At 64.0% G+C, this 21,399-nt stretch carries 18 protein-coding genes; 9 read left to right on the top strand and 9 right to left on the bottom strand.

The window, feature by feature from the left end:
- Window positions 1–30: 30 nt before the first annotated feature.
- The 5 genes from hpnC to BcanWU425_RS27355 all read left to right on the top strand — a co-directional run bounded on the left by hpnC (window position 31) and on the right by BcanWU425_RS27355 (window position 5,787).
- Window positions 31–915, top strand: coding sequence for a squalene synthase HpnC (gene hpnC, locus BcanWU425_RS27375; protein ID WP_018456924.1), 885 nt, complete (start codon window positions 31–33; stop codon window positions 913–915).
- Window positions 905–1,744, top strand: coding sequence for a presqualene diphosphate synthase HpnD (gene hpnD, locus BcanWU425_RS27370; protein ID WP_018456923.1), 840 nt, complete (start codon window positions 905–907; stop codon window positions 1,742–1,744). Before hpnC ends, hpnD begins: the two co-directional genes overlap by 11 nt.
- A complete protein-coding gene (gene hpnE / locus BcanWU425_RS27365) occupies window positions 1,744–2,997 on the top strand; it encodes a hydroxysqualene dehydroxylase HpnE (RefSeq protein ID WP_085352235.1) in 1,254 nt (417 codons plus the stop codon). The genes hpnD and hpnE overlap by 1 nt, the downstream gene beginning before the upstream one ends.
- A gap of 76 nt (window positions 2,998–3,073) precedes the next feature.
- Window positions 3,074–5,041 carry a squalene--hopene cyclase gene (shc, locus tag BcanWU425_RS27360; protein ID WP_085352236.1) on the top strand — a complete coding sequence of 656 codons (1,968 nt, stop codon included), beginning with the start codon at window positions 3,074–3,076 and terminating at the stop codon, window positions 5,039–5,041.
- Window positions 5,038–5,787 carry a phosphorylase gene (locus BcanWU425_RS27355; RefSeq protein ID WP_026233265.1) on the top strand — a complete coding sequence of 250 codons (750 nt, stop codon included), beginning with the start codon at window positions 5,038–5,040 and terminating at the stop codon, window positions 5,785–5,787. The genes shc and BcanWU425_RS27355 overlap by 4 nt, the downstream gene beginning before the upstream one ends.
- Before the next feature lie 81 nt (window positions 5,788–5,868).
- Here the strand turns inward: BcanWU425_RS27355 and hpnH are convergent, their stop codons facing one another.
- Entirely contained in the window at window positions 5,869–7,029 is a 1,161-nt protein-coding gene (gene hpnH, locus BcanWU425_RS27350) for an adenosyl-hopene transferase HpnH (protein WP_007593619.1), read from the bottom strand.
- Between the two features lie 35 nt (window positions 7,030–7,064).
- Window positions 7,065–7,991: a 4-hydroxy-3-methylbut-2-enyl diphosphate reductase gene (gene ispH / locus BcanWU425_RS27345; protein WP_035993095.1), complete on the bottom strand. Its 927-nt coding sequence runs from the start codon at window positions 7,989–7,991 to the stop codon at window positions 7,065–7,067.
- A gap of 461 nt (window positions 7,992–8,452) precedes the next feature.
- Between ispH and BcanWU425_RS27340 the strand changes: the two genes are divergently transcribed.
- Window positions 8,453–11,041, top strand: coding sequence for a hopanoid transporter HpnN (locus tag BcanWU425_RS27340; protein ID WP_018456918.1), 2,589 nt, complete (start codon window positions 8,453–8,455; stop codon window positions 11,039–11,041).
- Here the strand turns inward: BcanWU425_RS27340 and BcanWU425_RS27335 are convergent.
- On the bottom strand, window positions 11,009–11,641 hold the full coding sequence (locus tag BcanWU425_RS27335) for a DUF2147 domain-containing protein (protein WP_204510664.1): 633 nt from the start codon (window positions 11,639–11,641) through the stop codon (window positions 11,009–11,011). The two genes, BcanWU425_RS27340 and BcanWU425_RS27335, sit on opposite strands and share 33 nt — an antisense overlap.
- 141 nt (window positions 11,642–11,782) lie before the next feature.
- Here BcanWU425_RS27335 and hpnO point away from each other — a divergent pair, with 141 nt between their 5' ends.
- A complete protein-coding gene (gene hpnO, locus BcanWU425_RS27330) occupies window positions 11,783–13,174 on the top strand; it encodes an aminobacteriohopanetriol synthase HpnO (RefSeq protein WP_026233264.1) in 1,392 nt (463 codons plus the stop codon).
- 115 nt (window positions 13,175–13,289) lie between these two features.
- Entirely contained in the window at window positions 13,290–13,694 is a 405-nt protein-coding gene (locus BcanWU425_RS27325) for a GFA family protein (protein WP_204510665.1), read from the top strand.
- Window positions 13,695–13,709: 15 nt separating this feature from the next.
- Here the strand turns inward: BcanWU425_RS27325 and BcanWU425_RS27320 are convergent, their stop codons facing one another.
- From BcanWU425_RS27320 to BcanWU425_RS27300, 5 genes are all read right to left on the bottom strand, one after another.
- Window positions 13,710–14,465: an anti-sigma factor family protein gene (locus BcanWU425_RS27320; protein ID WP_018456914.1), complete on the bottom strand. Its 756-nt coding sequence runs from the start codon at window positions 14,463–14,465 to the stop codon at window positions 13,710–13,712.
- A complete protein-coding gene (locus tag BcanWU425_RS27315; protein ID WP_018456913.1) occupies window positions 14,462–15,010 on the bottom strand; it encodes a sigma-70 family RNA polymerase sigma factor in 549 nt (182 codons plus the stop codon). The genes BcanWU425_RS27320 and BcanWU425_RS27315 overlap by 4 nt, the downstream gene beginning before the upstream one ends.
- Before the next feature lie 157 nt (window positions 15,011–15,167).
- Complete coding sequence (locus tag BcanWU425_RS27310; protein WP_018456912.1) at window positions 15,168–15,503, bottom strand: cupredoxin domain-containing protein; 336 nt, start codon at window positions 15,501–15,503, stop codon at window positions 15,168–15,170.
- A gap of 23 nt (window positions 15,504–15,526) precedes the next feature.
- Complete coding sequence (locus BcanWU425_RS27305; RefSeq protein WP_204510667.1) at window positions 15,527–16,471, bottom strand: metallophosphoesterase family protein; 945 nt, start codon at window positions 16,469–16,471, stop codon at window positions 15,527–15,529.
- 187 nt (window positions 16,472–16,658) lie between these two features.
- Window positions 16,659–18,278, bottom strand: a complete 1,620-nt coding sequence (locus BcanWU425_RS27300) for a GMC family oxidoreductase (protein ID WP_204510668.1) — start codon at window positions 18,276–18,278, stop codon at window positions 16,659–16,661.
- A gap of 200 nt (window positions 18,279–18,478) precedes the next feature.
- Between BcanWU425_RS27300 and BcanWU425_RS27295 the strand changes: the two genes are divergently transcribed.
- Complete coding sequence (locus tag BcanWU425_RS27295; protein WP_018456909.1) at window positions 18,479–19,651, top strand: M20 aminoacylase family protein; 1,173 nt, start codon at window positions 18,479–18,481, stop codon at window positions 19,649–19,651.
- An 87-nt stretch (window positions 19,652–19,738) separates the two neighbouring features.
- On the opposite strand, the gene BcanWU425_RS27290 is transcribed toward BcanWU425_RS27295, so the two are convergent.
- Complete coding sequence (locus tag BcanWU425_RS27290; RefSeq protein WP_204510669.1) at window positions 19,739–21,367, bottom strand: inorganic phosphate transporter; 1,629 nt, start codon at window positions 21,365–21,367, stop codon at window positions 19,739–19,741.
- Window positions 21,368–21,399: the final 32 nt, after the last annotated feature.

The raw sequence follows: 21,399 nt of genomic DNA, 5'->3' as shown, positions 1-21,399 counted from the left end.
CCTGTCCAAACGATTGTAGACCAGCCCTCGATGACCTCTGCGAGCGAATTGCGATCCGGCAAGGGTGAGCGCGACGAGAATTTTCCCGTCGCGTCCTGGATCATTCATCCGCGTCATCGCGCGCTGATCCTGGCGTATTACAATTTCGTCCGCACCGCCGACGACATCGCCGACCACGCCACGCTGCCGCCGGACGAGAAGCTCGCTTATCTCGACCTGCTCGAGGCGGAATTGCTCGGCAAAGGCGACACCCAGGCCGAGGCCGTCAGCCTGCGGCACGCACTGGCCGAACGCGGCATGGCGTCGCGCCACGCGCTCGACGTGCTCATCGCGTTCCGTATGGACGTGACCAAGTTGCGCTACGAGAATTGGGACGAGGTCATCCATTATTGCCGCTACTCGGCGATGCCGGTCGGCCGCTTCATGCTCGACGTCCATGGTGAGAGCACCTCGACCTGGGCCGCGTCAGATGCGCTCTGCGCAGCGCTGCAGATCAACAACCACCTCCAGGATTGCGGCAAGGATTTCCGCGAGCTCAACCGCGTCTATCTGCCGCGCGATGCGCTGGCCGCGAGTGGCGCCTCGGTCGAGCAGCTCGGACTGGCGCAGTCGCCACCGGCGATGCTGGCCTGCCTTCAGGCTCTCGCCGTCCGCAACGAAGCGCTGCTCGCCGAGGGCAGGTCGCTAGCTGCGGAGATCCGGGATTTCCGCCTCGGCGTCGAGGTCTCGGTGATCCAGGCCTATGCCGACCGCATCGTGCGCCTGTTGAAGGTGCGCGATCCCCTGCGCGAGCGCGTGCACCTGAACAAGCTCGAGCTCCTCACCTTCAGCCTCGCCGGCATGATCGGCGAAGTCGGCCGCCGCACGGTCGGACGCAAGGCCATTTCCAGACCGGGGACTGCACATGACGCTTGAGGCGACCTCGCCCGGCGCCAATTATGGCTCGACCGCATCCGGCAGTTCGTTCTACGCCGCGATGCGCATCCTGCCGCACGACCAGCGTGAAGCGATGTTCCAGATCTACAGCTTCTGCCGCCAGGTCGACGACATCGCCGATTCCGATGGCCCGCGCGACGAACGGCTCGCCGCCCTTCAGGCGTGGCGCAACGACATCGATGCGCTCTACCAGGGCAATCCGCCGCCGCGGCTGAAGGACTACGTCACCTCGGTGAAGACCTTCGGCCTCAAGCGCGAGGATTTCCTCGCCATCGTCGACGGCATGGAGATGGACGTGCCGCAGGACATCCGCGCGCCCGACATGGCGACGCTGGATCTCTACTGCGATCGCGTCGCGAGCGCCGTAGGGCGGCTGTCGGTCCGGGTCTTCGGCTTGCCAGAAGAAGACGGCATCGAGCTCGCCCATCATCTCGGCCGCGCGCTCCAGCTCACCAACATCCTGCGCGACATCGACGAGGACGCGGGCCTCGGCCGGCTCTATCTGCCGCGCGAAGCGCTGCTGCATGCCGGCATCACCTCCAACGATCCGGACCGCGTGATCGTCGAGCGCGCGCTGCCGAAGGTCTGCCTGCCACTGGCGCAGCGCGCAAAGGTGTATTTCGAGAAGTCGGACGAGATCATGAACCGCAACCGGCGCCGCGCGGTGCGCGCGCCGCGGATGATGTCGAAATACTATCATGCCATTCTGGATCTCCTGATCGCGCGCGGGTTCAACGCACCGCGCGAGCCGGTGCGTGTGTCGAAGATCACACGTATCGCCATCCTGCTCCGATACGCTCTCATCTGATGCAAAAAACAGCTCACATCATTGGCGCTGGAATCTCCGGCCTCTCCGTCGCCGTGCGACTTGCCAATGCCGGCTTCAAGGTCGCCGTGCACGAAGCGACGCAGCAGGCCGGCGGCCGTTGCCGTTCCTATTTCGACGGCGCCACCAATCTCACCATCGACAACGGCAACCATCTGCTGCTGTCCGGCAATAGCCATGCGCGCGCCTATGCGCGTTCGATCGGGACCGAGGCGGGCCTCGTCGGTCCGGAGCGCGCGCAGTTTCCCTTCGTCGATCTCAAGACCGGGCAGCGCTGGCAGATCGACCTCGGCGACGGCCGGCTCCCGACCTGGGTGCTCGACGAGAGCCGCCGCGTCCCCGACACTGGGCTGACCGATTATCTGAAGCTGGCGCCGCTGATCTGGGCATCGGAAGAGACGCTGGTCGGCAAGTCAATTCCGTGCGAAGGCGTTCTCTATCAGCGCCTGGTGCAGCCTCTGCTGCTCGCGGCCCTCAACGTCGATCCACCCGAAGGCTCGGCGGGGCTTGCCGGCGCGATCGTGCGCGAGACGCTGCTCGCCGGCGGGCAGGCCTGCCGTCCCCTGATCGCGCGCGACGGGCTCAGCGCGGTACTGATCGAGCCCGCCGTGACGTTCCTGCAGGGGCGCGGGCACAGCGTTCAGCTCGGCCATGAGCTGCGCTCGTTTGCGACCCATGACGGCAAGGTCGGCGCGCTGAATTTCGGCGGCGAGGATGTGATCCAGATCAGCGAAGGCGACGTCGTCGTGATGGCGGTGCCGCCGCGCGCTGCCTCCAACCTGCTGCCGGGCCTGAAGACGCCGACCGAATTCCGCGCCATCGTGAATGCGCATTTCCGCGTCGAGCCGCCGGCGGGATCGGCACCGATCCTCGGCGTGATCGGCGGCGTCGTGGAATGGCTGTTTTCGTTCCCGAACCGGCTGTCCGTCACCATCAGCAACGGCGACCGTCTGGTCGACATGCCGCGCGAGGAACTCGCGCAGGCGATCTGGAACGACGTCTGCAAGGCGGGCGGTGTTTCCGGCGAGCTGCCCCCCTGGCAGATCGTGCGCGAGCGCCGTGCCACATTTGCGGCGACGCCGGCGCAGAATGCCCTGCGTCCAGGGCCGGTCACTGCGCTGAAAAACCTGTTTCTTGCAGGCGATTGGACTGCTACGGGATTGCCTGCAACCATCGAGGGATCGGTCCGATCCGGTGATCGCGCCGCCGATCTGGTTCTGGCCGCCAAGGGATAGTGACAGGCGGCCCTGACGGGCATTTGTCCCAGTCAATTTCGGCCCATTCAATCGACTATCGGAGCAATCGAGCGAGATGGATTCCGTGAACGCGACCAGCCGCGAAGCCCAAGAATTCAGGAACTTGGAATCGAGCATTGCGTCGGCCACCGAAGGCGTCCTCGGCTTCCAGCAACCCGACGGCCATTGGGTGTTCGAGCTCGAGGCAGATTGCACGATTCCGGCCGAATACGTCCTGCTGCGCCATTATCTCGCCGAGCCGGTCGATGCCGTGCTCGAAGCCAAGATCGCCAATTATCTTCGCCGCGTGCAGGGCGCCCATGGCGGCTGGCCGCTGGTGCATGACGGCGAGTTCGACATGAGCGCCAGCGTCAAGGCGTATTTCGCGCTGAAGATGATCGGGGATTCCATCGACGCGCCGCACATGGTGCGTGCGCGCGAGGCGATCCATTCCCGCGGCGGCGCCATTCACAGCAATGTCTTCACGCGCTTCATGCTTGCGATGTTTGGCGTCGTGACCTGGCGCGCGGTACCGGTGCTGCCGATCGAGATCGTGCTGCTGCCGTTCTGGTCGCCGTTCCACATCAACAAGATCTCCTACTGGGCGCGCACCACCATGGTGCCGCTGATGGTCATCGCCGCGCTGAAGCCACGGGCGAAGAATCCCAAGGGCGTCGGCATCGACGAGCTGTTCCTGCAGGATCCGCGCTCGATCGGCATGACCGCCAAGGCGCCGCACCAGAGCATGGCCTGGTTCGTGCTGTTCCGCGCGCTCGACGGCATTTTGCGCGTGGTCGAGCCGATGTTTCCCAAGAGCCTGCGCAAACGCGCCATCGACGCGGCGCTCGCCTTCACCGAGGAGCGGCTGAACGGCGAGGACGGCATGGGCGCGATCTATCCGCCGATGGCCAACATCGTCATGATGTACGACGCGCTCGGCAAGGACGAGAACTTCCCGCCGCGCGCGATCACGCGCCGGGGCATCGACAAGCTGCTCGTGATCAAGGACGACGAAGCCTATTGCCAGCCCTGCGTCTCGCCGGTGTGGGACACGACGCTGACCGCCCACGCGCTGCTCGAAGCCGGCGGCGACAAGGCGGTGCCGGCCGCCAAGCAGGGTCTCGACTGGCTGATTCCGAAGCAGGAGCTCGAGGTGAAGGGCGACTGGGCGGTGAAGCGGCCCGACGTACGCCCGGGCGGCTGGGCCTTCCAGTACAACAATGCCCATTATCCCGATCTCGACGACACCGCGGTGGTCGTGATGTCGATGGACCGGATGCGCCGGGAGCACGGTGCGGCCGGCTATGACGCCGCGATCGACCGTGCCCGGGAGTGGATCGAGGGCATGCAGAGCAACGACGGCGGCTGGGCCGCCTTCGACGTCAACAATCTCGAATATTACCTGAACAACATCCCGTTCTCGGACCATGGCGCACTGCTCGATCCACCGACCGAGGACGTCACCGCCCGCTGCGTCTCGATGCTGGCCCAGCTCGGCGAGACCGCGGAGACCAGCAAGCATGTCGCGGACGGGATCGCCTACCTGCGCAAGACCCAGCACTCCGAAGGGTCCTGGTACGGCCGCTGGGGCATGAACTTCATCTACGGAACCTGGTCGGTGCTGTGCGCCCTCAACATGGCCGGCGTCCGCCATGACGATCCCATGATCCGGAAAGCCGCCGGCTGGCTGGCCTCGATCCAGAACCAGGACGGCGGCTGGGGCGAGGATGCCGTCAGCTACCGGTTGGACTACCGGGGCTGGGAGGCCGCCCCCTCGACCGCCTCGCAAACGGCATGGGCCTTGCTTGCCTTGATGGCTGCTGGCGAGGTTGATCACCCGGCCGTCGCCCGCGGGGTGGAGTACCTGATTGCAACACAGAACGAAAAAGGACTGTGGGACGAACAGCGGTACACCGCCACGGGCTTTCCCCGTGTATTCTATCTACGGTACCATGGTTATCCGAAGTTCTTCCCGCTGTGGGCGTTGGCGCGGTATCGGAACTTGCGGAACACCAACAGCAGGGTGGTAGGGGTCGGAATGTGACTTTGGGGACGGGGGACTATCTTACCGCGGGTCAAACCGTTGATCCGCGGCCGATATTGATCGTGACTGGACTGGTTCAGGAGGCCCGCATCGCGGCCGGGCCTGGCATGGCGGTCATCTGTTCGTCGAGCAGCCCCACCCAGTTGCGGGCGCTGTTGACGGTGCTGGATCCCGAGACGATTCGCGGTGTGATCTCCTTCGGCGTGGCCGGCGGGCTCGACCCGACGCTGCGCTCCGGCGACGTCGTGCTGGCGACCGAGGTGCTCGCGGGCGATACCCGCTGGGCCGCTGGCCTCTCGCTCGGCGACGACCTCATCGACCGCCTGACGTCGGGGCGCCGCCGCGTTGTGCGCGGCAGCCTCGCGGGTGCCGAGGAAGTGGTCACGGGGCGCTCCTGCAAGGCGGCGCTGCATTCGGAGACGGGAGCGGCCGCCGTCGACATGGAAAGCCACATCGCGGCGGCCTACGCCGCCGAGGCCGGCTTGCCGTTCGCCGCGGTCCGCGTCATCAGCGATCCCGCCCATCGCGCGCTGCCGGCGCTCGCCCGCGCCGCCATCAAGCCGAATGGCCAGATCGACGTGCTGGCCGTGCTGCGCGGCATCGCGCGCAACCCGACTGCGCTGCACGGACTGGTCTCGACCGGCCTCGACTTCAACCGCGCGCTACGCAGCCTGCGCGGCTGCCGCGACTTCCTGATCGGCACCGAACTGGTCGACAGCGAGGCGCTGGTCTCCGAGGCGGCCTGAGCGGGTTCTGCGATCACTAAAAACAAAAGGCCCGGTCGCCATTGGCGATCGGGCCTTTTCTTGTTGGTGGGACTAGCGCGCTTACGCGGCGGTCGACGCCTTCCGTGCGGCCTTCTCCTGTGCGGCGGCGGCCTCGTCCTTGCGGATCTCCGACAGGCGCTTCTGCACTTCCGCGGAGAAGATGTACTGCGCAGGACGCTGCTTGGACATGTCGATCTCCGGCGCCATCGGACCCGTGGTCCTGATGCCGCGCAGCGACACCCACATCGCCTTCAGCGGGTTGTTGATGGCGGCGGTCGCCGCCGTCGGCTCGTAGCCGCAATGGGCCATACAGTCGGCGCACTTCTCGTACTTGCCGGTGCCGTAGGTCTCCCAATCGGTGGTGTCCATCAGCTCCTTGAAGGTTTTTGCATAGCCTTCACCGAGCAAATAGCAGGGCTTCTGCCAGCCGAAGATGTTGCGCGCGGGCATGCCCCAGGGCGTGCACTCGTATTCCTGGTTGCCGGCGAGGAAGTCCAGGAACAGGCCGGAATGCATGAAATTCCACTTCTTGCCCTTGCCCATCGCAAAGACGTCGCGGAACAGCTTCTTGGTCTTGGTGCGGTTGAGGAAGTGCTCCTGGTCCGGCGCGCGCTCATAGGCGTAGCCCGGCGACATCGAGACGCCGACGCCGAGCTCGACGGTCAGGTCGAGGAATTTGGCGATCTCTTCGGCCGGGTGGCCGTCGAAGATGGTGGCGTTGACGTTGACGGTGAAGCCGCGGGCCTTGGCCGCCTTGATCGCGGAGACGGCGCGGTCGAACACGCCCTTCTGCGACACGGCCTTGTCGTGGTGCTCCTTCAGGCCGTCGAGATGCACGGAGAAGAACAGGTAGGGCGAGGGCTCGAACAGATCGAGCTTCTTCTCGAGCAACAGCGCGTTGGTGCAGAGCGAGACGAACTTCTTGCGCGCGACGAGGCCGCGCACGATCTCGCCGATCTCCTTGTGGATCAGCGGCTCGCCGCCGGGAATGGCGACCATAGGCGCACCGCACTCGTCGGCCGCGTCCCAGCACTCCTGCGCCGTCATGCGGCGGTTGAGGATCGCATCCGGATAATCGATCTTGCCGCAGCCGACGCAGGCGAGGTTGCAGCGAAACAGCGGTTCCAGCATCAGCACGAGCGGATAGCGCTTGCGGCCAAGCAGCTTCTGCTTGATCAAATAGCCGCCGATACGCATTTCCTTGAAGAAGGGGATAGCCATTACAAGTTTCTTTCTGGGCTTGAAATTCGGGTGGGTCAGCTCGCAGCCAGTTCGGCCGGAAGCCGGAATTCGATGTTTTCCTCGCGGCCCGGGAGCACCGAGACCTTGACCGGTCCGATCCGCCGCATTGCTTCGATCACGTCATCCACGAGTACCTCGGGCGCCGAAGCGCCAGCCGTGACACCGACGGTTCTGGCATCTTTCAACCACTCGGGATTGAGCGCGCTGCCGTCGGCAATCAGATAACTCGCGACACCGGCCTCAGTGCCGATTTCGCGGAGCCGGTTCGAATTCGAGCTATTGGCAGCGCCCACCACCAAGATCACGTCGACCAGCTTGCTCAAGTCCCTTACCGCAGATTGGCGGTTCTGTGTCGCATAGCAGATATCCCGGATATCCGGGCCTTGAATATCTGTAAAGCGGGCCTGCAGGGCCGAAATGATGTCCTTTGTGTCATCCACCGACAGGGTGGTCTGGGTGATATAGGCCACTGGCGTATCCGCCGGCAGCTCAAGGGCCTTAACCTCTTCAACGCTTTGGACCAGCAGTACGGGGGCGGGAACCTGGCCCATCGTACCCTCGACCTCGGGGTGGCCGGCATGGCCGATCAGGATCAGAGTGCGGCCCCTGGCGATGTAGCGCTTCCCCTGATTGTGAACTTTCGTGACCAAGGGGCAGGTGGCATTGAGCACCGGAAGGTCGCGCGCGGCCGCTTCTTCCTCGACGCTGCGGGCGACGCCATGAGCGCTGAAGACCGTCACCGCCTTCGGCGGCACCTCCGACAGTTCCTCGACGAAGATCGCGCCCTTGTTCTTCAGGCTCTCGACGACGTACTTGTTGTGCACGATCTCATGGCGCACGTAGACGGGCGGGCCGTACTTCTCCAGCGCCCGTTCCACGATCTCGATCGCACGCACTACCCCCGCGCAAAAGCCGCGCGGTTGCGCCAGATAAACTTCCATTGGACGGCCATCACGCAAGTTGCACCAATCCGCTCTCCAGTTCAGGGGACACCCCGATACGAACCAATGAGTTGCAATATCCGCACCATCGGTTCGGCGCACGCGGTAGCCGCCCACCCCTGCCGGGGCCCCGGTGCATGGAGGTGCAGTACTTTGTGTCAAAAAATCGGCAGTAAGGAAAGGTGGAATGAACTTTGGTTCCCTGCCGGATCAGTTTCGCGGTATTATAGTAGAGGGTGCCCGTGGCAGCAACGTGGCGACATTTGTGCGCACGCTTCGTCACTTTCCCGCCTCAACTCCTCGGCTATACCGATGGCCCGCATGATTATGCCATGGTCTTCCGCCGTTTACCTCGAAGCTTCTGACGGCGATAACCACTCAAAACAGCAATAGGTTTCGGCCGGGAACTCCGTTAAACAGCGGGCGTTTCCGGCAAGCTGTTAACCGCAGAAAGAAAAGTAGTGCTGCAAAGCGTCGTCGTTGCCATCGTCAGGGCCTGCACCCGGTTTGCCTCCCTCGTCGTCGTTCTCGGGCTCCTGCTGGCGGTGGGGGCGGGCTATTACACGTCCCAGCATTTCGCCATCAACACCGACATCAACTCGCTGATTGCCCAAAATCTGGACTGGCGCCAACGCGACCAGCAGTTCGATCGCGCCTTCGACCGCGATGCGACGATTACGGCGGTGGTCGAAGCCAAGACGCCGGAGATGGCGACCGCGGCGTCGGACGCGCTCTATGCCAAGCTGAAGGACAACAAGACCGAATTCCAGTCGATGCAGCAGCTCGGCACCGGCGAGTTCTTCGAGAAGAATGGTCTGCTGTTCCTGCCGACAGAGGAAGTTGCCAAGGTCACCGGCCAGTTCGAATCCGCAGCACCCCTGATCGAGATCATGGCGGGCGATCCCTCGATCCGCGGCCTGACCGGCGCGCTCGAGACGGGACTTGCCGGCGTCAAGCGCGGGCAGGTCAAGCTCGACAACACCGAACGGCCCTTCAACCAGATCGCGCAAACGGTCGAGACCGTGCTCAACAAGGGCAATGCGACGTTCTCCTGGCGCCAGCTCGTCAGTGACGAGCCGCTGACGGATTCGGACAAGCGCGCCTTCATCGAGTTCAAGCCGATCCTCGACTACAACGCGCTTGAGCCCGGCAAGGGCGCAACCGACGCGATCCGCAAGGCCGCAGCCGATCTGGATTTTGCCACCAAATATCAGGCGCGAGTCCGGCTGACCGGGCCGGTCCCGATCGCCAACGAGGAATATGCAACCGTCCAGGAAGGCGCCGTCGTCAATGGCATCGGCACGGTCCTCGTCGTGCTGCTCATCCTGTGGCTGGCGCTGCATTCGGCGAAGATCATCTTCGCGGTGTTCGTCAATCTCTTCGTCGGTCTTGCGCTGACCACCGCCGCCGGCCTGATGATGGTGGGCTCGCTCAATTTGCTGTCGATCGCATTCGCCGTGCTGTTCGTCGGCCTCGGCGTCGATTTCGGCATCCAGTACAGCGTCCGCTATCGCTCCGAGCGCTACAAGCACAACGATCTCTCGGGTGCGCTGATCCTGGCCGCCAAGCGCTCGGCAATTCCGTTGTCGCTGGCGGCAATGGCGACCGCGGCTGGCTTCCTCTGCTTCATCCCCACGGACTACAAGGGTATCGCCGAACTCGGCCAGATCGCCGGCGTCGGCATGCTGGTCGCGTTCCTCACTAGCATCACCGTGCTCCCGGCGATGCTGAAGCTGTTGAACCCGCCCGGTGAGAAAGAGCCGGTCGGCTATGCCTTCCTGGCGCCGCTCGATCACTTCCTGGAGAAGCACCGCGTGCTGGTCGTCGGTGGCACCATGTTTCTGGCGGTCGCCGGCCTGCCGCTGCTCTATTTCATGAAGTTCGACTTCAACCCGATGAATCTGCGCAACCCGAAGGCAGAGTCGATCGCGACCTTCCTCGACTTGCGCAAGGATCCCAACACGGGCGCCAATGCCATCAACGTGATGACCACGTCGGAAGAGCAGGCAAGGCAGGTGGAGGCGAAGTTGGAGAAGGTGCCGGAGGTGTTGCGGGTGATGTCGCTCAACAGCTTCGTTCCTGAAGACCAGCCGCCGAAGCTGAAGCTGCTCGCGCAGGGCGCCAAGGTGCTGAACCCCGCGCTCAATCCCGACCAGATCGACGCCGCGCCGTCGGACAAGGAAAACGTCGATGCGCTGAAATCGTCGGTCGACAATCTGCGCCGGACCGCAGGCGATGCGAAGGGCCCGGGTGCGGTTGCCTCGCGTCGGCTCGCGGATGCGCTGGAAAAGCTCGCCAATGCCGATGAAGCCACACGGAACAAGGCGCAGGACGTGTTCGTCGCGCCGATGAAGATCGTGTTCGACCAGCTCCGGAACGCGTTGCAGGCCGAGCCGGTCACCCTGAAGTCATTGCCGGCAGATCTCGTCAGCGCCTGGAAGAGCAAGGACGGTATCATCCGCGTCGAGGCGCTGCCGAAGGGTGATCCCAACGACAACGACACGCTACGCAAATTTGCGGCGGCGGTGCTCGTTGCCGAGCCGACCGCGATCGGCGGTCCGGTCTCGATCCTGAAATCCGGCGACACCGTGGTGAAGGCGTTCATCCATGCCGGAATCTATGCGCTGCTGGTGATCGGCCTGTTGCTGTGGATCACGCTGCGCCGGTTCGTCGACGTGTTGATGACGCTGGTGCCGCTGTTGGTGGCAGGCGCGGTCACGCTCGAGATCTGCGTGCTGATCGGCTTGCCGCTCAACTTCGCCAATATCGTCGCGTTCCCGCTGCTGCTCGGCGTCGGCGTGGCCTTCAAGATCTACTATGTCGTGGCCTGGCGCTCGGGCAGGACAAACCTGCTCCAGACCAGCCTGACGCGCGCGATCTTTTTCAGCGCGCTGACAACGGCCACCGCGTTCGGCAGCCTTTGGCTGTCGAGCCATCCCGGCACGTCCAGCATGGGCAAGCTGCTGGCGTTGTCGCTGGTGACGACGCTCGCCGCCGTGCTGCTGTTTCAGCCTGCCCTAATGGGCAAACCCCGCAATCTCAGGGAGTAGGCAGATGTCGCCGACCTGGTCGGCGGCGCCCTTCTGACCGGGTTTGGCGGTGCCGGCGGCCTTCGGGGCTGCGGGCGCAGGCTGCGCCACCGTAGCGCCGGTCGTTCCCGGGGCTTTCGGCGCCGCGCCGGTGGGCTTCGGCGCGCCCTTGGCCATGGCGTTGGCGGAGCTCAAGGGAATCGGGGGGCTGACCCGGGTCCAGGTCTCGCCACCGCACAGGAACCCCATCACGCAGCCCTTGATCTCGAGCTGGTCGGTGCCAACCGGCGTGATGGTTGCGCTGTAGAGCTGGCCGTCCTTGGCATTGTAGACCTGACCTTCCCATTGATCGGCGCCGGGCTTTTTCTTCATGTCGATCAGGGTCGCCATGCCCAGCGTGGGCCGGGTCTTTTTCGACGCGTCCGGATTGTTCTCGTCGCGGCCCCCGGGCTGTTTTTCCCAGGAAACCGCGCCCCACATGCTGCCATTGCATTGGGCGACACGAATGTTGGCGACGCCGTCGGCAACCCGCCAGTCGCCGGTCGGATCGGCCGCGAGCGCCGGGTTCAGGCAGGTGTAACCGCCAGCCAGTATTAGTCCGGTGTAAAGGGCTAAACGCATGATAGTTCCTTGGCAGTGCAACATGGTCTAAAGCTCTGCTTGCGAAGATGGTCCGAAAAAGGGCAAAAGGCCGCACAGACCGTTTTCAGCGACGTTCCGTTTTCAGTTGACGAGACGGCCCTCAACCGAAGTATGTAGCGGATGCACAGCCCAAATCCAGACATGTCTCAGCTGTTCGCGGACCGCCAGGCCCAGCGCAGCGCCCTGCATAATCGGCATCTGAACGAGCAGTTCGTTCGGGTTCTGAAGACCATCGGCTACGATGTCGGCTTCCAGAAGGGGCAGGGACAGTATCTCTACGACCGCGACGGGGCGCGCTATCTCGACCTCTTGTCCGGTTTTGGCGTGTTTGCGATCGGGCGCAATCATCCTGTCATGCGCGAGGCGCTCAAGAGCGTGCTCGATGCCGACCTGCCCAACCTCGTCCAGTTCGACGTCTCGGTGCTCGCCGGCGTGCTCGCCGAGCGGCTCCTGAAATACGTCCCCTATCTTGATAAGGCGTTCTTCGCCAATTCCGGCGCCGAATGCGTCGAAGCGGCGATCAAGTTCGCCCGCGGCGCCACCGGGCGTCCGGGGATCGTCTATTGTGCCCACGGCTATCACGGCCTGACCTATGGCGCGCTGTCGCTGACCGGTGATTCGAACTTCCGCACCGGCTTCGAGCCGCTGCTGCCGGGATGCACTTCGATCCCGTTCAACGATCTCGCCGCGCTCGAAAAGGCGCTGGCCTCGCGCGAGGTGGCGGCCTTCGTCGTCGAGCCAATCCAGGGCAAGGGCGTCAACATGCCCACCGACGAGTTCCTGCCGGGTGCAGCTGCGCTCTGCAAGAAATACGGCACGCTGTTCGTCGCCGACGAGATCCAGACCGGCATGGGCCGCACCGGCCGCTTCCTCGCGGTCGAGCACTGGAACGTCGAGCCCGACATGGTGCTGCTGTCGAAGTCGCTGTCCGGCGGCCATGTGCCGGTCGGCGCGGTGCTGACGCGCAAAAGCATCTTCGACAAGATATTCAACCAGATGGACCGCGCCGTCGTGCACGGCTCGACCTTCTCCAAGAACGACCTGGCGATGGCTGCGGGCATCGCCACGCTTGACATCATGGAGTCCGAGAAGCTGATCGAGTCCGCCGCCAAGCGCGGTGCCGAGCTGCGCCTCGCGCTCACGCGCATGGTGCCCGGCTACGAGCTGTTGAAGGAGGTCCGCGGCAAGGGCCTGATGATCGGCGTCGAGTTCGGTCCGCCGAAATCGCTGCGGCTGCGGGCGTCCTGGAACGTGCTGGAGGCAGCCAACAAGGGTCTGTTCTGCCAGCTCATCACCGTGCCGCTGTTCAAGGACCACAAGATCCTCACGCAAGTCGCCGGCCATGGCAGCCACACCATCAAGCTGTTGCCGCCGCTCACCATCACCGAGGAAGATTGCGGCTGGATCGAGCGCGCCTTCGACGACGTCATCGCCGGCAGCCACAAGGTCCCCGGCGCGATTTGGTCGCTCGGCAAGACGCTGGTGGACAATGCGGTGCGAAGGTCTGCGTAAGGCCTCTGCTGCGGCCTGATGTCGCGACGTGCGACCTGCTGAAGCAGTCCGTCTCCCGAAATTCCAAATCGACGCTTATTTTCCGGCATTGACCTGACCGGGAGAGGAGTGGGCGATGCCTTTGAGTGGCGGCTGTCATTGCGGCGCGATCCGTTATGAAGTGAACGGCGACATGATGGTGCATGCGCTCTGCCATTGCGCGGATTGCCGCCGTCACTCCGGGGCACCGATGGTTGGCTGGGCGATGTATTCGCTCAAGGCGGTCAAAGTCGTGCGCGGTCAGCCGAAGATCTATCAATCATCCGAGCATGGACGACGTCACTTCTGTGCCGATTGCGGCACGGGGCTGTTCTACATCAACGAAAACCTGATGCCTGATATCATCGATGTCCAGAGCGGCACCTATGATGACCCCGATGCCACGCCGGCGACGATGCACATTCAAGTCGCCGAGCGGATTGGCTGGATGGAGCGGGCTCACGAACTGCCCGTCTTCGAACGGTTTCCTCCGCTCGAATGACTGGATGCGCAGAGGCTAACCGTTCATCGCCGCCTCGAACTTGTCGACGAATTCGGCAAGCTCGTCTGCGCCGAGATCGCTGACGGCCCAGAAGCTCAGGCCGCGATTGCCCCAGCGCCGGCAGTTGAAGCCCTGCATGGTTTCGGTCTTGGGCGCGCGGTATTCCGCGTTCGATGTCTGCGACACGAACAGATTGACGACGTGCTGCCGGCGCTTGTAGACGACGGCACCGATGGCACGGGCGTCGATATAGTCGAGCCTGCCGCCGACCAGCGTAAAACCTTGCGCGGTGAGGTCGATCACGGGTGGGGCGACGTCGAGCTTGCCGTTGAACCACGGCTTCACCGTGTGCTGGTCGGTCGAGACCACGTCGATGAGATGGCCGGCCTGCAGCGAGCGAAGATGCGCGGAGACGACCTCCGACAGGATCCGCTGCTGGTCGTCCTGGCGCAGCACCAATGCGACGACGCCGGAGGCGGCGAGCGCGGAGACTGCCGAGCCCATCGCAAAGCCGCGCAGCACGGAGCGGCGGCTCGGCTGTTGATGCTGCGGCTGCGGCAGCGAGGCCTCGATACGCGCACGCAGACTCGCCGGTGCGGTGTAGCGCAAATCGGCGTCTGCGAGCACGCGCTGCATCTCGCGCTGCGCGGCGAACTCCGCAGCGCAGGCCGGGCAGCCGGCGATATGGGCTTCGACCTCGCGCGCGTGGCCGGCATCGAGCTCGTTGTCGAGCAGCGCGTGAAGCAGGATTCTTGCTTCGTCGCAGGTCATCTTGCTTGCTCCTCATCCGCCGTCCAGGCCGCGCGCAGCATGGCACGGGCGCGGGCGAGGCGGGACATCACAGTGCCGACGGGCACGCCGGCGGCCTCGGCGATTTCACGATAGGATAGGTTGTTGATCTCCCGCAGCACGAACGTTTCCTTGAACGGCTCGGCGAGCGCGTCGATCAGCTTGCGGATCGCGCCCGCATCGCGGCTGCGCAGCACTTCGGTTTCGGGGCTGGCCTCGGTCTCCTGCCAGATCGGCGTCTGCTCGGCAGCGCCGGGCGTATCCTCGATCGCGCTGTGCCTGTGTGCGCGCCGTGCATATTCGGCATTGCAGACGTTACGCAGGATCGCGAACAGCCAAGGCTTTATCGCCGGCCCGCGATAGCTGTCGAAATGCTTCAGCGCGCGCAGATAGCACTCCTGCACCGCGTCCTCGGCATCGGAGGGGTCACGCAAGAGATAGCGCGCGAGCGTGTAGACGTCGTCGAGATGGGGCAGCGCCGCCTCGCGGAAGCGTTGCGCCTTCTGCAAATCGTCGTTGGCGGGCATCGCTCCTCGCTTTGCCTCTTGTTCTGCTCGTTGCTTGGTTTCGTCGCTGTTCGTCTCGTCCCTATTCGTTTCGTCCCTGAGTGTGACCGAAGGCACACGGGCCCGGCCGGTGTGGGACCACCGGCCGGGCAAGACGTTGATGCCTTGGTTCGAGGTGTTACTCAACCTTGATCATCCCCGTCATGTGCGGGTGCAGAGAACAAAAATATTTGTAGTCGCCCGCATTGGTGAAGGTGAACGAGAACTTGTCGTCAGTGTCCAGGGTCTTGGACCTGAACTTCCCGGCCGACACCACGGTGTGGGGGATGTCGTCCCGGTTGGTCCAGGTCACGGTGGTGCCGACCTTGATCTTGAGCTCGGCCGGCTGGAAGACGAAATTGTCGATATGCACCTCCATGTCGTCGGCATGGGCGGTTGTGGCGGGTAACAGCATGGCCGCGGCCAAAGCAAGACCGAAGGCGACACCGAGGTCGCGGCGATTGAGAGTCTTCATTGTCAGCTTCCGTTAGTCCTGCATCAACTCTGGAGCGGCGTGTCGATGATCGCGAGCCGCTGCTCGTTCTGCTTGAAGTTGATGCTGGCAACGCCGAGCATCGCGCGGAGCTTTGCGTCCTCGACCTTCATCGGTCCGGGCGAGGGGGCAGCTCCCGGCGCCGGCTGCGGAAAGGCGGTGGAGCGTGCGGTGTGGAAGGTGACGTTGCCTTCGACCTTCTGCATCACCTGGTGAATGTGGCCATTGAGCACGGTGACCGAACCGAAGCCTTTCACCTGTTCCAGCGCGCGGGCGCCGTCCTCAGTGCCCCAGCCCCATTCGGGGTAGACGGTCCAGAGCGGGATGTGGGCGAACAGCACGATCGGCGTCGATTTCGACTTGCCGCGCAGATCGTCCTCGAGCCAGGCGAGCTGCTCGGCACCGAGATTGCCGAGGCCGCCGGCCTTGAGGTCGACGACATTGACGAGGCCGATGAAGTGCACGCCGCCGGCGTCGAACGAATACCAGCCTGCCCCCTTGGTACCGCGGCCGTAGCGCTCGCGATAAAACTTCACGTCCTCGTCGAGGAAATCATGCTCGCCGGGCACGTAGTGCACGTCGAGCTTGCTCTGCGAGATGATGCGATCGGCATTGTCGAACTCGGCGGCCTTGGAGAGATGCGTGATGTCGCCAGTGTGGATCATGAAGGACGGCTTGACCGGCATCGCGTTGATCTTGTTGACGGCTTCCTCCAGCGTGCCGAGCGCGTTGGGATTGGCCGGCTTGTCGAAGCCGACATGGCTGTCGCTGATCTGGAGGAAGGTCATTCCGGGCGCCGCCGCGGTCGCAGCCTGCGCGGAATCGATGATGCCGAGCGAGCGCGGGACGCCACCGGTGACGGTCCAGAGCACCCCGGTGCCCGCCCAGGTCATACATTCCAACACCTTGCGGCGGCTTAAGCCGTCCTCACCGTGATCGTGTCCGCTCATCGCGCAGCTCCACTCCGCCCGGAATTGGGCTTCGGAGATGTGATTGGGAGAGGAGGGGACTTATTCCCGGACGCGATGACGTTTTCGTGAGGTGGTTGGACGCGTAGCCCGTATGGAGCGTAGCGGAACACGGGACCAGACTTACGATACTCCCTGGATTTCGCTACGCCCGATCAAAGCTACGCATTCACTTTGCATCCTCCAAAATCATCGTCGCGCCTTTCTCGGCGATCATCGCGGTCGGCGTGTTGGTGTTGCCAGACGTGATGGTCGGCATGATCGAGGCATCGACAATGCGAAGGCTGCCGAGACCGTAGAAGCGCAGGCGTTCGTCGACCACCGCCATCGGATCATTTGCTGCGCCCATCTTCGCGGTACCGACGGGATGGAAGATGGTGGTGCCGATGTCGCCGGCGGCCTTGGCAAGAGAGGCATCGTCGTCGCCGACGGCGGGGCCGGGTAGATATTCGCTTGGGCGGTATTTTGCCAAGGCCTTCTGCTGCATCAGGCGGCGGGTGGTGCGGATGGCATCGGCGCCGACCTGACGGTCGTCGTCCGTTGAAAGATAATTCGGCGCGATGATGGGCTTCTCGTCCGGCGCCGCCGAACGCAGACGTACGGTGCCACGCGATGTCGGCTGGAGATTGCAGGCGCTCACCGTGATCGCGGGAAAGCGGTGCAGGGGATCGCCGAACTTGTCGAGCGACAGCGGTTGCACGTGGAACTGGATGTTGGCGCGTGCGCGCGTCGCATCGGAGCGGGTGAAGATGCCGAGCTGCGACGGCGCCATGGTCAACGGCCCGCGGCGGCGGAAGGCGTAGTCGAGGCCCATCAGGCCGCGTCGAACCAGGTTGTAATAGGTCTCGTTCAGTGTGCGCACGCCTTCGACCTTGTAGATCGCGCGCTGCTGCAGATGATCCTGCAGATTGCGGCCGACGCCGGGCTTGTCCATCACGATGTCGATGCCGAGCGGCGACAGCCAGTCGGCAGGTCCGATGCCGGAGCGATGCAGCACCTGTACCGAGCCAATCGCGCCTGCCGAGAGGACCACCTCGCGTTTCGCACGCGCCTCGATGATCTCGCCATTCTGGATGAAGCGCACGCCGACGGCGCGGCCCTGTTCGATGATCAGACGATCGACCAGCACATGCTTTTCGAGCCGCAGGTTCGGGCGGTTCAATACCGGCTTGAGAAAGCCGCGCGCCGACGACCAGCGCCGGCCGCGCTTCTGATTGACGTGGAAATAGCTGGTGCCTTCGTTGTCGCCGGTATTGAAATCCGGGATGCGCTTGATGCCCATCTCCTCGGCCGCATCGCCCACGGCATCGAGTATGTCCCAGGACAGCCGCGGCGCCTCGATGCGCCAGCCGCCGCCGGCGCCGTGATGCTCGCTTGCGCCGAGGAAGTGATCCTCGAGCCGTTTGAACAGCGGCAGCACGTCGTCATAACCCCAGCCGGTCATGCCGAGCTGGCGCCAGTGATCGTAATCGGCGGCCTGTCCACGCATCGAGATCATGGCGTTGATCGCCGAGGAGCCGCCGATCACCTTGCCACGGGGATAGGCGAGCGAGCGGCCGTTCAGGCCGGGCTCGGCCTCGGTCCTGAACATCCAGTCCGAGCGCGGATTGCCGATGGCGAAGAGATAGCCGACGGGAATGTGGAACCAGATCCAGTTGTCGTCGCCGCCGGCTTCGAGGAGGAGGACGCGATTGCTGGAATTGGCCGACAGCCGGTTGGCGACGATGCAGCCCGCCGTGCCGGCCCCAACGACAATATAGTCAAACTCACCTTCGAGCCGCCTTGGCATTCTGCTTCCACCCAATAGGCATTATGCCCAGGCTTGTCCCAGGCATCCACGCACTTTCCGTTCTAATAGTCAGACGTGGATGGCCGGGACAAGTCCGGCCATGACGGGAGGACAGAGCTACCCCAGATCCCCGCCAGTTGGGTGGACTGGTGCTTGCATGGTAGACAGGCCTGCATTTTCAACAAAGCTTGAGACCCTCCATGCCCATCGTGAACCGCGTCGCCGACCTTCAACCCGATATTCAGGCCTGGCGCCGGGACATCCACCAGCATCCGGAGCTGCTCTACGACGTCCACCGCACCGCAGCATTCGTCGCGGACCGCCTGCGCGAATTCGGCTGCGATGAGGTCGTGACGGGCATCGGCCAGACCGGCGTGGTCGGCGTGATCAAGGGCAGCAAGCCGGCCGGCGAGGGCCTCAAGGCCATCGGCCTGCGTGCCGACATGGATGCCCTGCCGGTCGAGGAACAGACCAACCTGCCTTACGCTTCGAAGACTCCCGGCAAGATGCACGCCTGCGGCCATGACGGCCACACCGCGATGCTGCTCGGTGCTGCGCGTTATCTCGCCGAGACCCGCAACTTCGCCGGCGATGCGGTGGTGATCTTCCAGCCGGCCGAGGAGGGCGGCGCGGGTGGCTTGGCCATGGTCAAGGACGGCATGATGGAGCGCTTCGGCATCGAGCAGGTCTACGGCATGCACAACGGTCCGGGCATTCCGGTGGGCTCGTTCGCGATCCGGCCGGGTCCGATCATGGCGGCGACCGATGAGGTCGATATCATGATCGAGGGCCTCGGCGGCCATGCCGCGCGGCCGCACAAATGTGTGGATTCCGTTCTGGTCGGTGCACAGGTGATCACGGCGCTGCAGTCGATCGTTGCGCGCAGCGTCGATCCGCTGGAATCCGCCGTGATTTCGATCTGCGAGTTCCACGCAGGCAATGCCCGTAACGTGATTCCACAAACCGCGACACTGAGGGGCACCATCCGCACGCTGTCGCCGGAGGTGCGCAAGCTGGTGGAGAAGCGCGTCCACGAGGTTGTGGCGGGCGTGGCGCAGATCACCGGCGCCAAGATCGATCTGCACTACAAGCGGAATTATCCCGTGGTGAACAATCACGCCGCGGAGACCGAGATCGCACGTCGCATCGCGGGGCAAGTTGCGGGCGAGGCCAATGTGCTCGAGATGTCGCCGCTGATGGGCGGCGAGGATTTCGCCTATATGCTGGAAGCGCGCCCCGGCGCCTTCATCTTCTGCGGCAACGGCGACAGCGCCGGCCTGCATCACCCCGCCTACAATTTCGACGACGACGCCATCGTTTACGGCACATCGTATTGGGTCAAGCTGGTCGAGGAATCGCTCGCGGCATCGTAAGGCCAAGCGCAAGATCAAGCCGAAAGCACAAACGAAAAAGGGCCCGCGCATCGCACGGGCCCTTTGTCTTCGAGTGACTGATCGGCTTCAGAAGATCCGCGAGAAGATCACGTACAGCGTGCCCGACAACAGGATGGCGACGGGCAGGGTCAGCACCCAGGCCATCACCATGTTCCTGATGGTGGCGACCTGGAGACCCGAACCGTTCGCGGCCATGGTGCCGGCGACGCCGGACGACAGCACGTGGGTGGTCGAGACCGGCAGGCCGAACGCGTCGGCGGCGCCGATCGTGGCGACGGCGACGAGCTCGGCGGAGGCACCCTGCGCGTAGGTGAGATGGGTCTTGCCGATCTTCTCGCCGACGGTGACGACGATGCGCTTCCAGCCGATCATGGTGCCGAGACCGAGCGCGATCGCGACCGCGACCTTCACCCAGGTCGGGATGAACTTGGTCGCGCTGTCTAGCCCGCCCTTGTAGGCGTTCAAGGTCGCGACCTCTTCCTTGCTGAGGTCGTTTTCCTTGTCCTTCATCAGGAATCGGATCCCTTCCGAAGTCAGGTACATGTCGTTGCGGGTGTTGCCGACGACTTCCGCCGGCACCTTGTTCAGCGAACCGTATTTCGCGACCTGCTCGCCGACATCCTTCACCAGCACTGACAGCGAAGGGTAGGTGCCTTCGCTGATGTGATGCGAGGTGACGTACTGCGTCACCGCAGGACGGGGATCGCCGATGATCGCATGGCCGGCGCCCTTGGCCGCAACCACCTTGGAGGCGGCATCCGAGACCTTCGCGAACTGGGCGACCTGCGACTCCGGCAATGCGCGGTTGAGCGCATAGGCTGTGGGCACGGTGCCGATCAGGATCAGCATGATCAGGCCCATGCCCTTCTGGCCGTCGTTCGAACCATGGGCGAAGCTGACGCCGGTGCAGGTCAGGATCAGCAGGCCGCGAATCCACATCGGCGGGGCTTTGTGACCCTCGGGGGCGGCATAGAGCGCCGGGTTCTTGATGATCAGCTTGAGCAGCAGAAGCAGGCCGGCGGCGCAGACGAAGCCGACCAGTGGCGACAACAGAAGCGCATAGCCGATCTCCGTAGCCTTGCCCCAGTCCACGCCCGAGGTGCCATCGCGGCCGCGCATCAGCGCGTTCGCGACGCCGACGCCGATGATCGAGCCGATCAGCGTATGCGAGGAGGAGGCCGGCAGGCCGAAATACCAGGTGCCGAGGTTCCAGAGGATCGCAGCGATCAGCAGCGCGAACACCATCGCGAAACCGGCGCTGGAGCCGACCTGCAGGATCAGCTCGACCGGCAGCAGCGAGACGATGCCGAACGCCACGGCGCCGGACGAGAGCAGCACGCCGAGGAAGTTGAAGAGGCCCGACCACATCACCGCGACTTCGGCCGGAAGCGAATGGGTGTAGATCACGGTCGCGACCGCGTTGGCGGTGTCGTGGAAACCGTTGACGAATTCGAAACCGAGCGCGATCAGGAGGGCAACGATAAGGAGGATGTAGGGCAGGTAGCTCGTGACCCGCGTGCCGGTCGCATCGACATCCGAATAGATGCTGTAGGCCACATAGAGCAGACCCGCGGCGAGGATGCCGAAGAACAGGATCATCGTCAGCGGATTGAAGCCCTTGTCGAGATTTGGCCGCGAGGCCGGCTGGATCGGCGCGGGATCTGCTACCGCGCGGTCGAATGCAACATCGGTCATGTCTGGACGCCCCTTAACTTTCTGTAAGGGCT

It is taken from the genome of Bradyrhizobium sp. WU425 (genome assembly GCF_021052305.1).
Classification (GTDB): Bacteria; Pseudomonadota; Alphaproteobacteria; order Rhizobiales; family Xanthobacteraceae; genus Bradyrhizobium; species Bradyrhizobium canariense_D.
Note: the sequence above shows the minus strand (reverse complement) of the source record. Positions and strands in the feature narration are given on the sequence as shown.

Excerpts from the sequence above, each read along its gene's own strand:
- BcanWU425_RS27305 (WP_204510667.1), bottom strand. The coding sequence starts at position 16,471 with ATGAGCGGACACGATCACGGTGAGGACGGCTTAAGCCGCCGCAAGGTG.
- hpnE (WP_085352235.1), top strand. The coding sequence starts at position 1,744 with ATGCAAAAAACAGCTCACATCATTGGCGCTGGAATCTCCGGCCTCTCC.
- hpnO (WP_026233264.1), top strand. The coding sequence starts at position 11,783 with ATGCACAGCCCAAATCCAGACATGTCTCAGCTGTTCGCGGACCGCCAG.
- BcanWU425_RS27310 (WP_018456912.1), bottom strand. The coding sequence starts at position 15,503 with ATGAAGACTCTCAATCGCCGCGACCTCGGTGTCGCCTTCGGTCTTGCT.
- BcanWU425_RS27335 (WP_204510664.1), bottom strand. The coding sequence starts at position 11,641 with ATGCGTTTAGCCCTTTACACCGGACTAATACTGGCTGGCGGTTACACC.
- hpnH (WP_007593619.1), bottom strand. The coding sequence starts at position 7,029 with ATGGCTATCCCCTTCTTCAAGGAAATGCGTATCGGCGGCTATTTGATC.
- BcanWU425_RS27300 (WP_204510668.1), bottom strand. The coding sequence starts at position 18,278 with ATGCCAAGGCGGCTCGAAGGTGAGTTTGACTATATTGTCGTTGGGGCC.
- BcanWU425_RS27325 (WP_204510665.1), top strand. The coding sequence starts at position 13,290 with ATGCCTTTGAGTGGCGGCTGTCATTGCGGCGCGATCCGTTATGAAGTG.
- BcanWU425_RS27315 (WP_018456913.1), bottom strand. The coding sequence starts at position 15,010 with ATGCCCGCCAACGACGATTTGCAGAAGGCGCAACGCTTCCGCGAGGCG.
- BcanWU425_RS27320 (WP_018456914.1), bottom strand. The coding sequence starts at position 14,465 with ATGACCTGCGACGAAGCAAGAATCCTGCTTCACGCGCTGCTCGACAAC.
- BcanWU425_RS27295 (WP_018456909.1), top strand. The coding sequence starts at position 18,479 with ATGCCCATCGTGAACCGCGTCGCCGACCTTCAACCCGATATTCAGGCC.
- shc (WP_085352236.1), top strand. The coding sequence starts at position 3,074 with ATGGATTCCGTGAACGCGACCAGCCGCGAAGCCCAAGAATTCAGGAAC.
- BcanWU425_RS27290 (WP_204510669.1), bottom strand. The coding sequence starts at position 21,367 with ATGACCGATGTTGCATTCGACCGCGCGGTAGCAGATCCCGCGCCGATC.
- hpnD (WP_018456923.1), top strand. The coding sequence starts at position 905 with ATGACGCTTGAGGCGACCTCGCCCGGCGCCAATTATGGCTCGACCGCA.
- hpnC (WP_018456924.1), top strand. The coding sequence starts at position 31 with ATGACCTCTGCGAGCGAATTGCGATCCGGCAAGGGTGAGCGCGACGAG.
- ispH (WP_035993095.1), bottom strand. The coding sequence starts at position 7,991 with ATGGAAGTTTATCTGGCGCAACCGCGCGGCTTTTGCGCGGGGGTAGTG.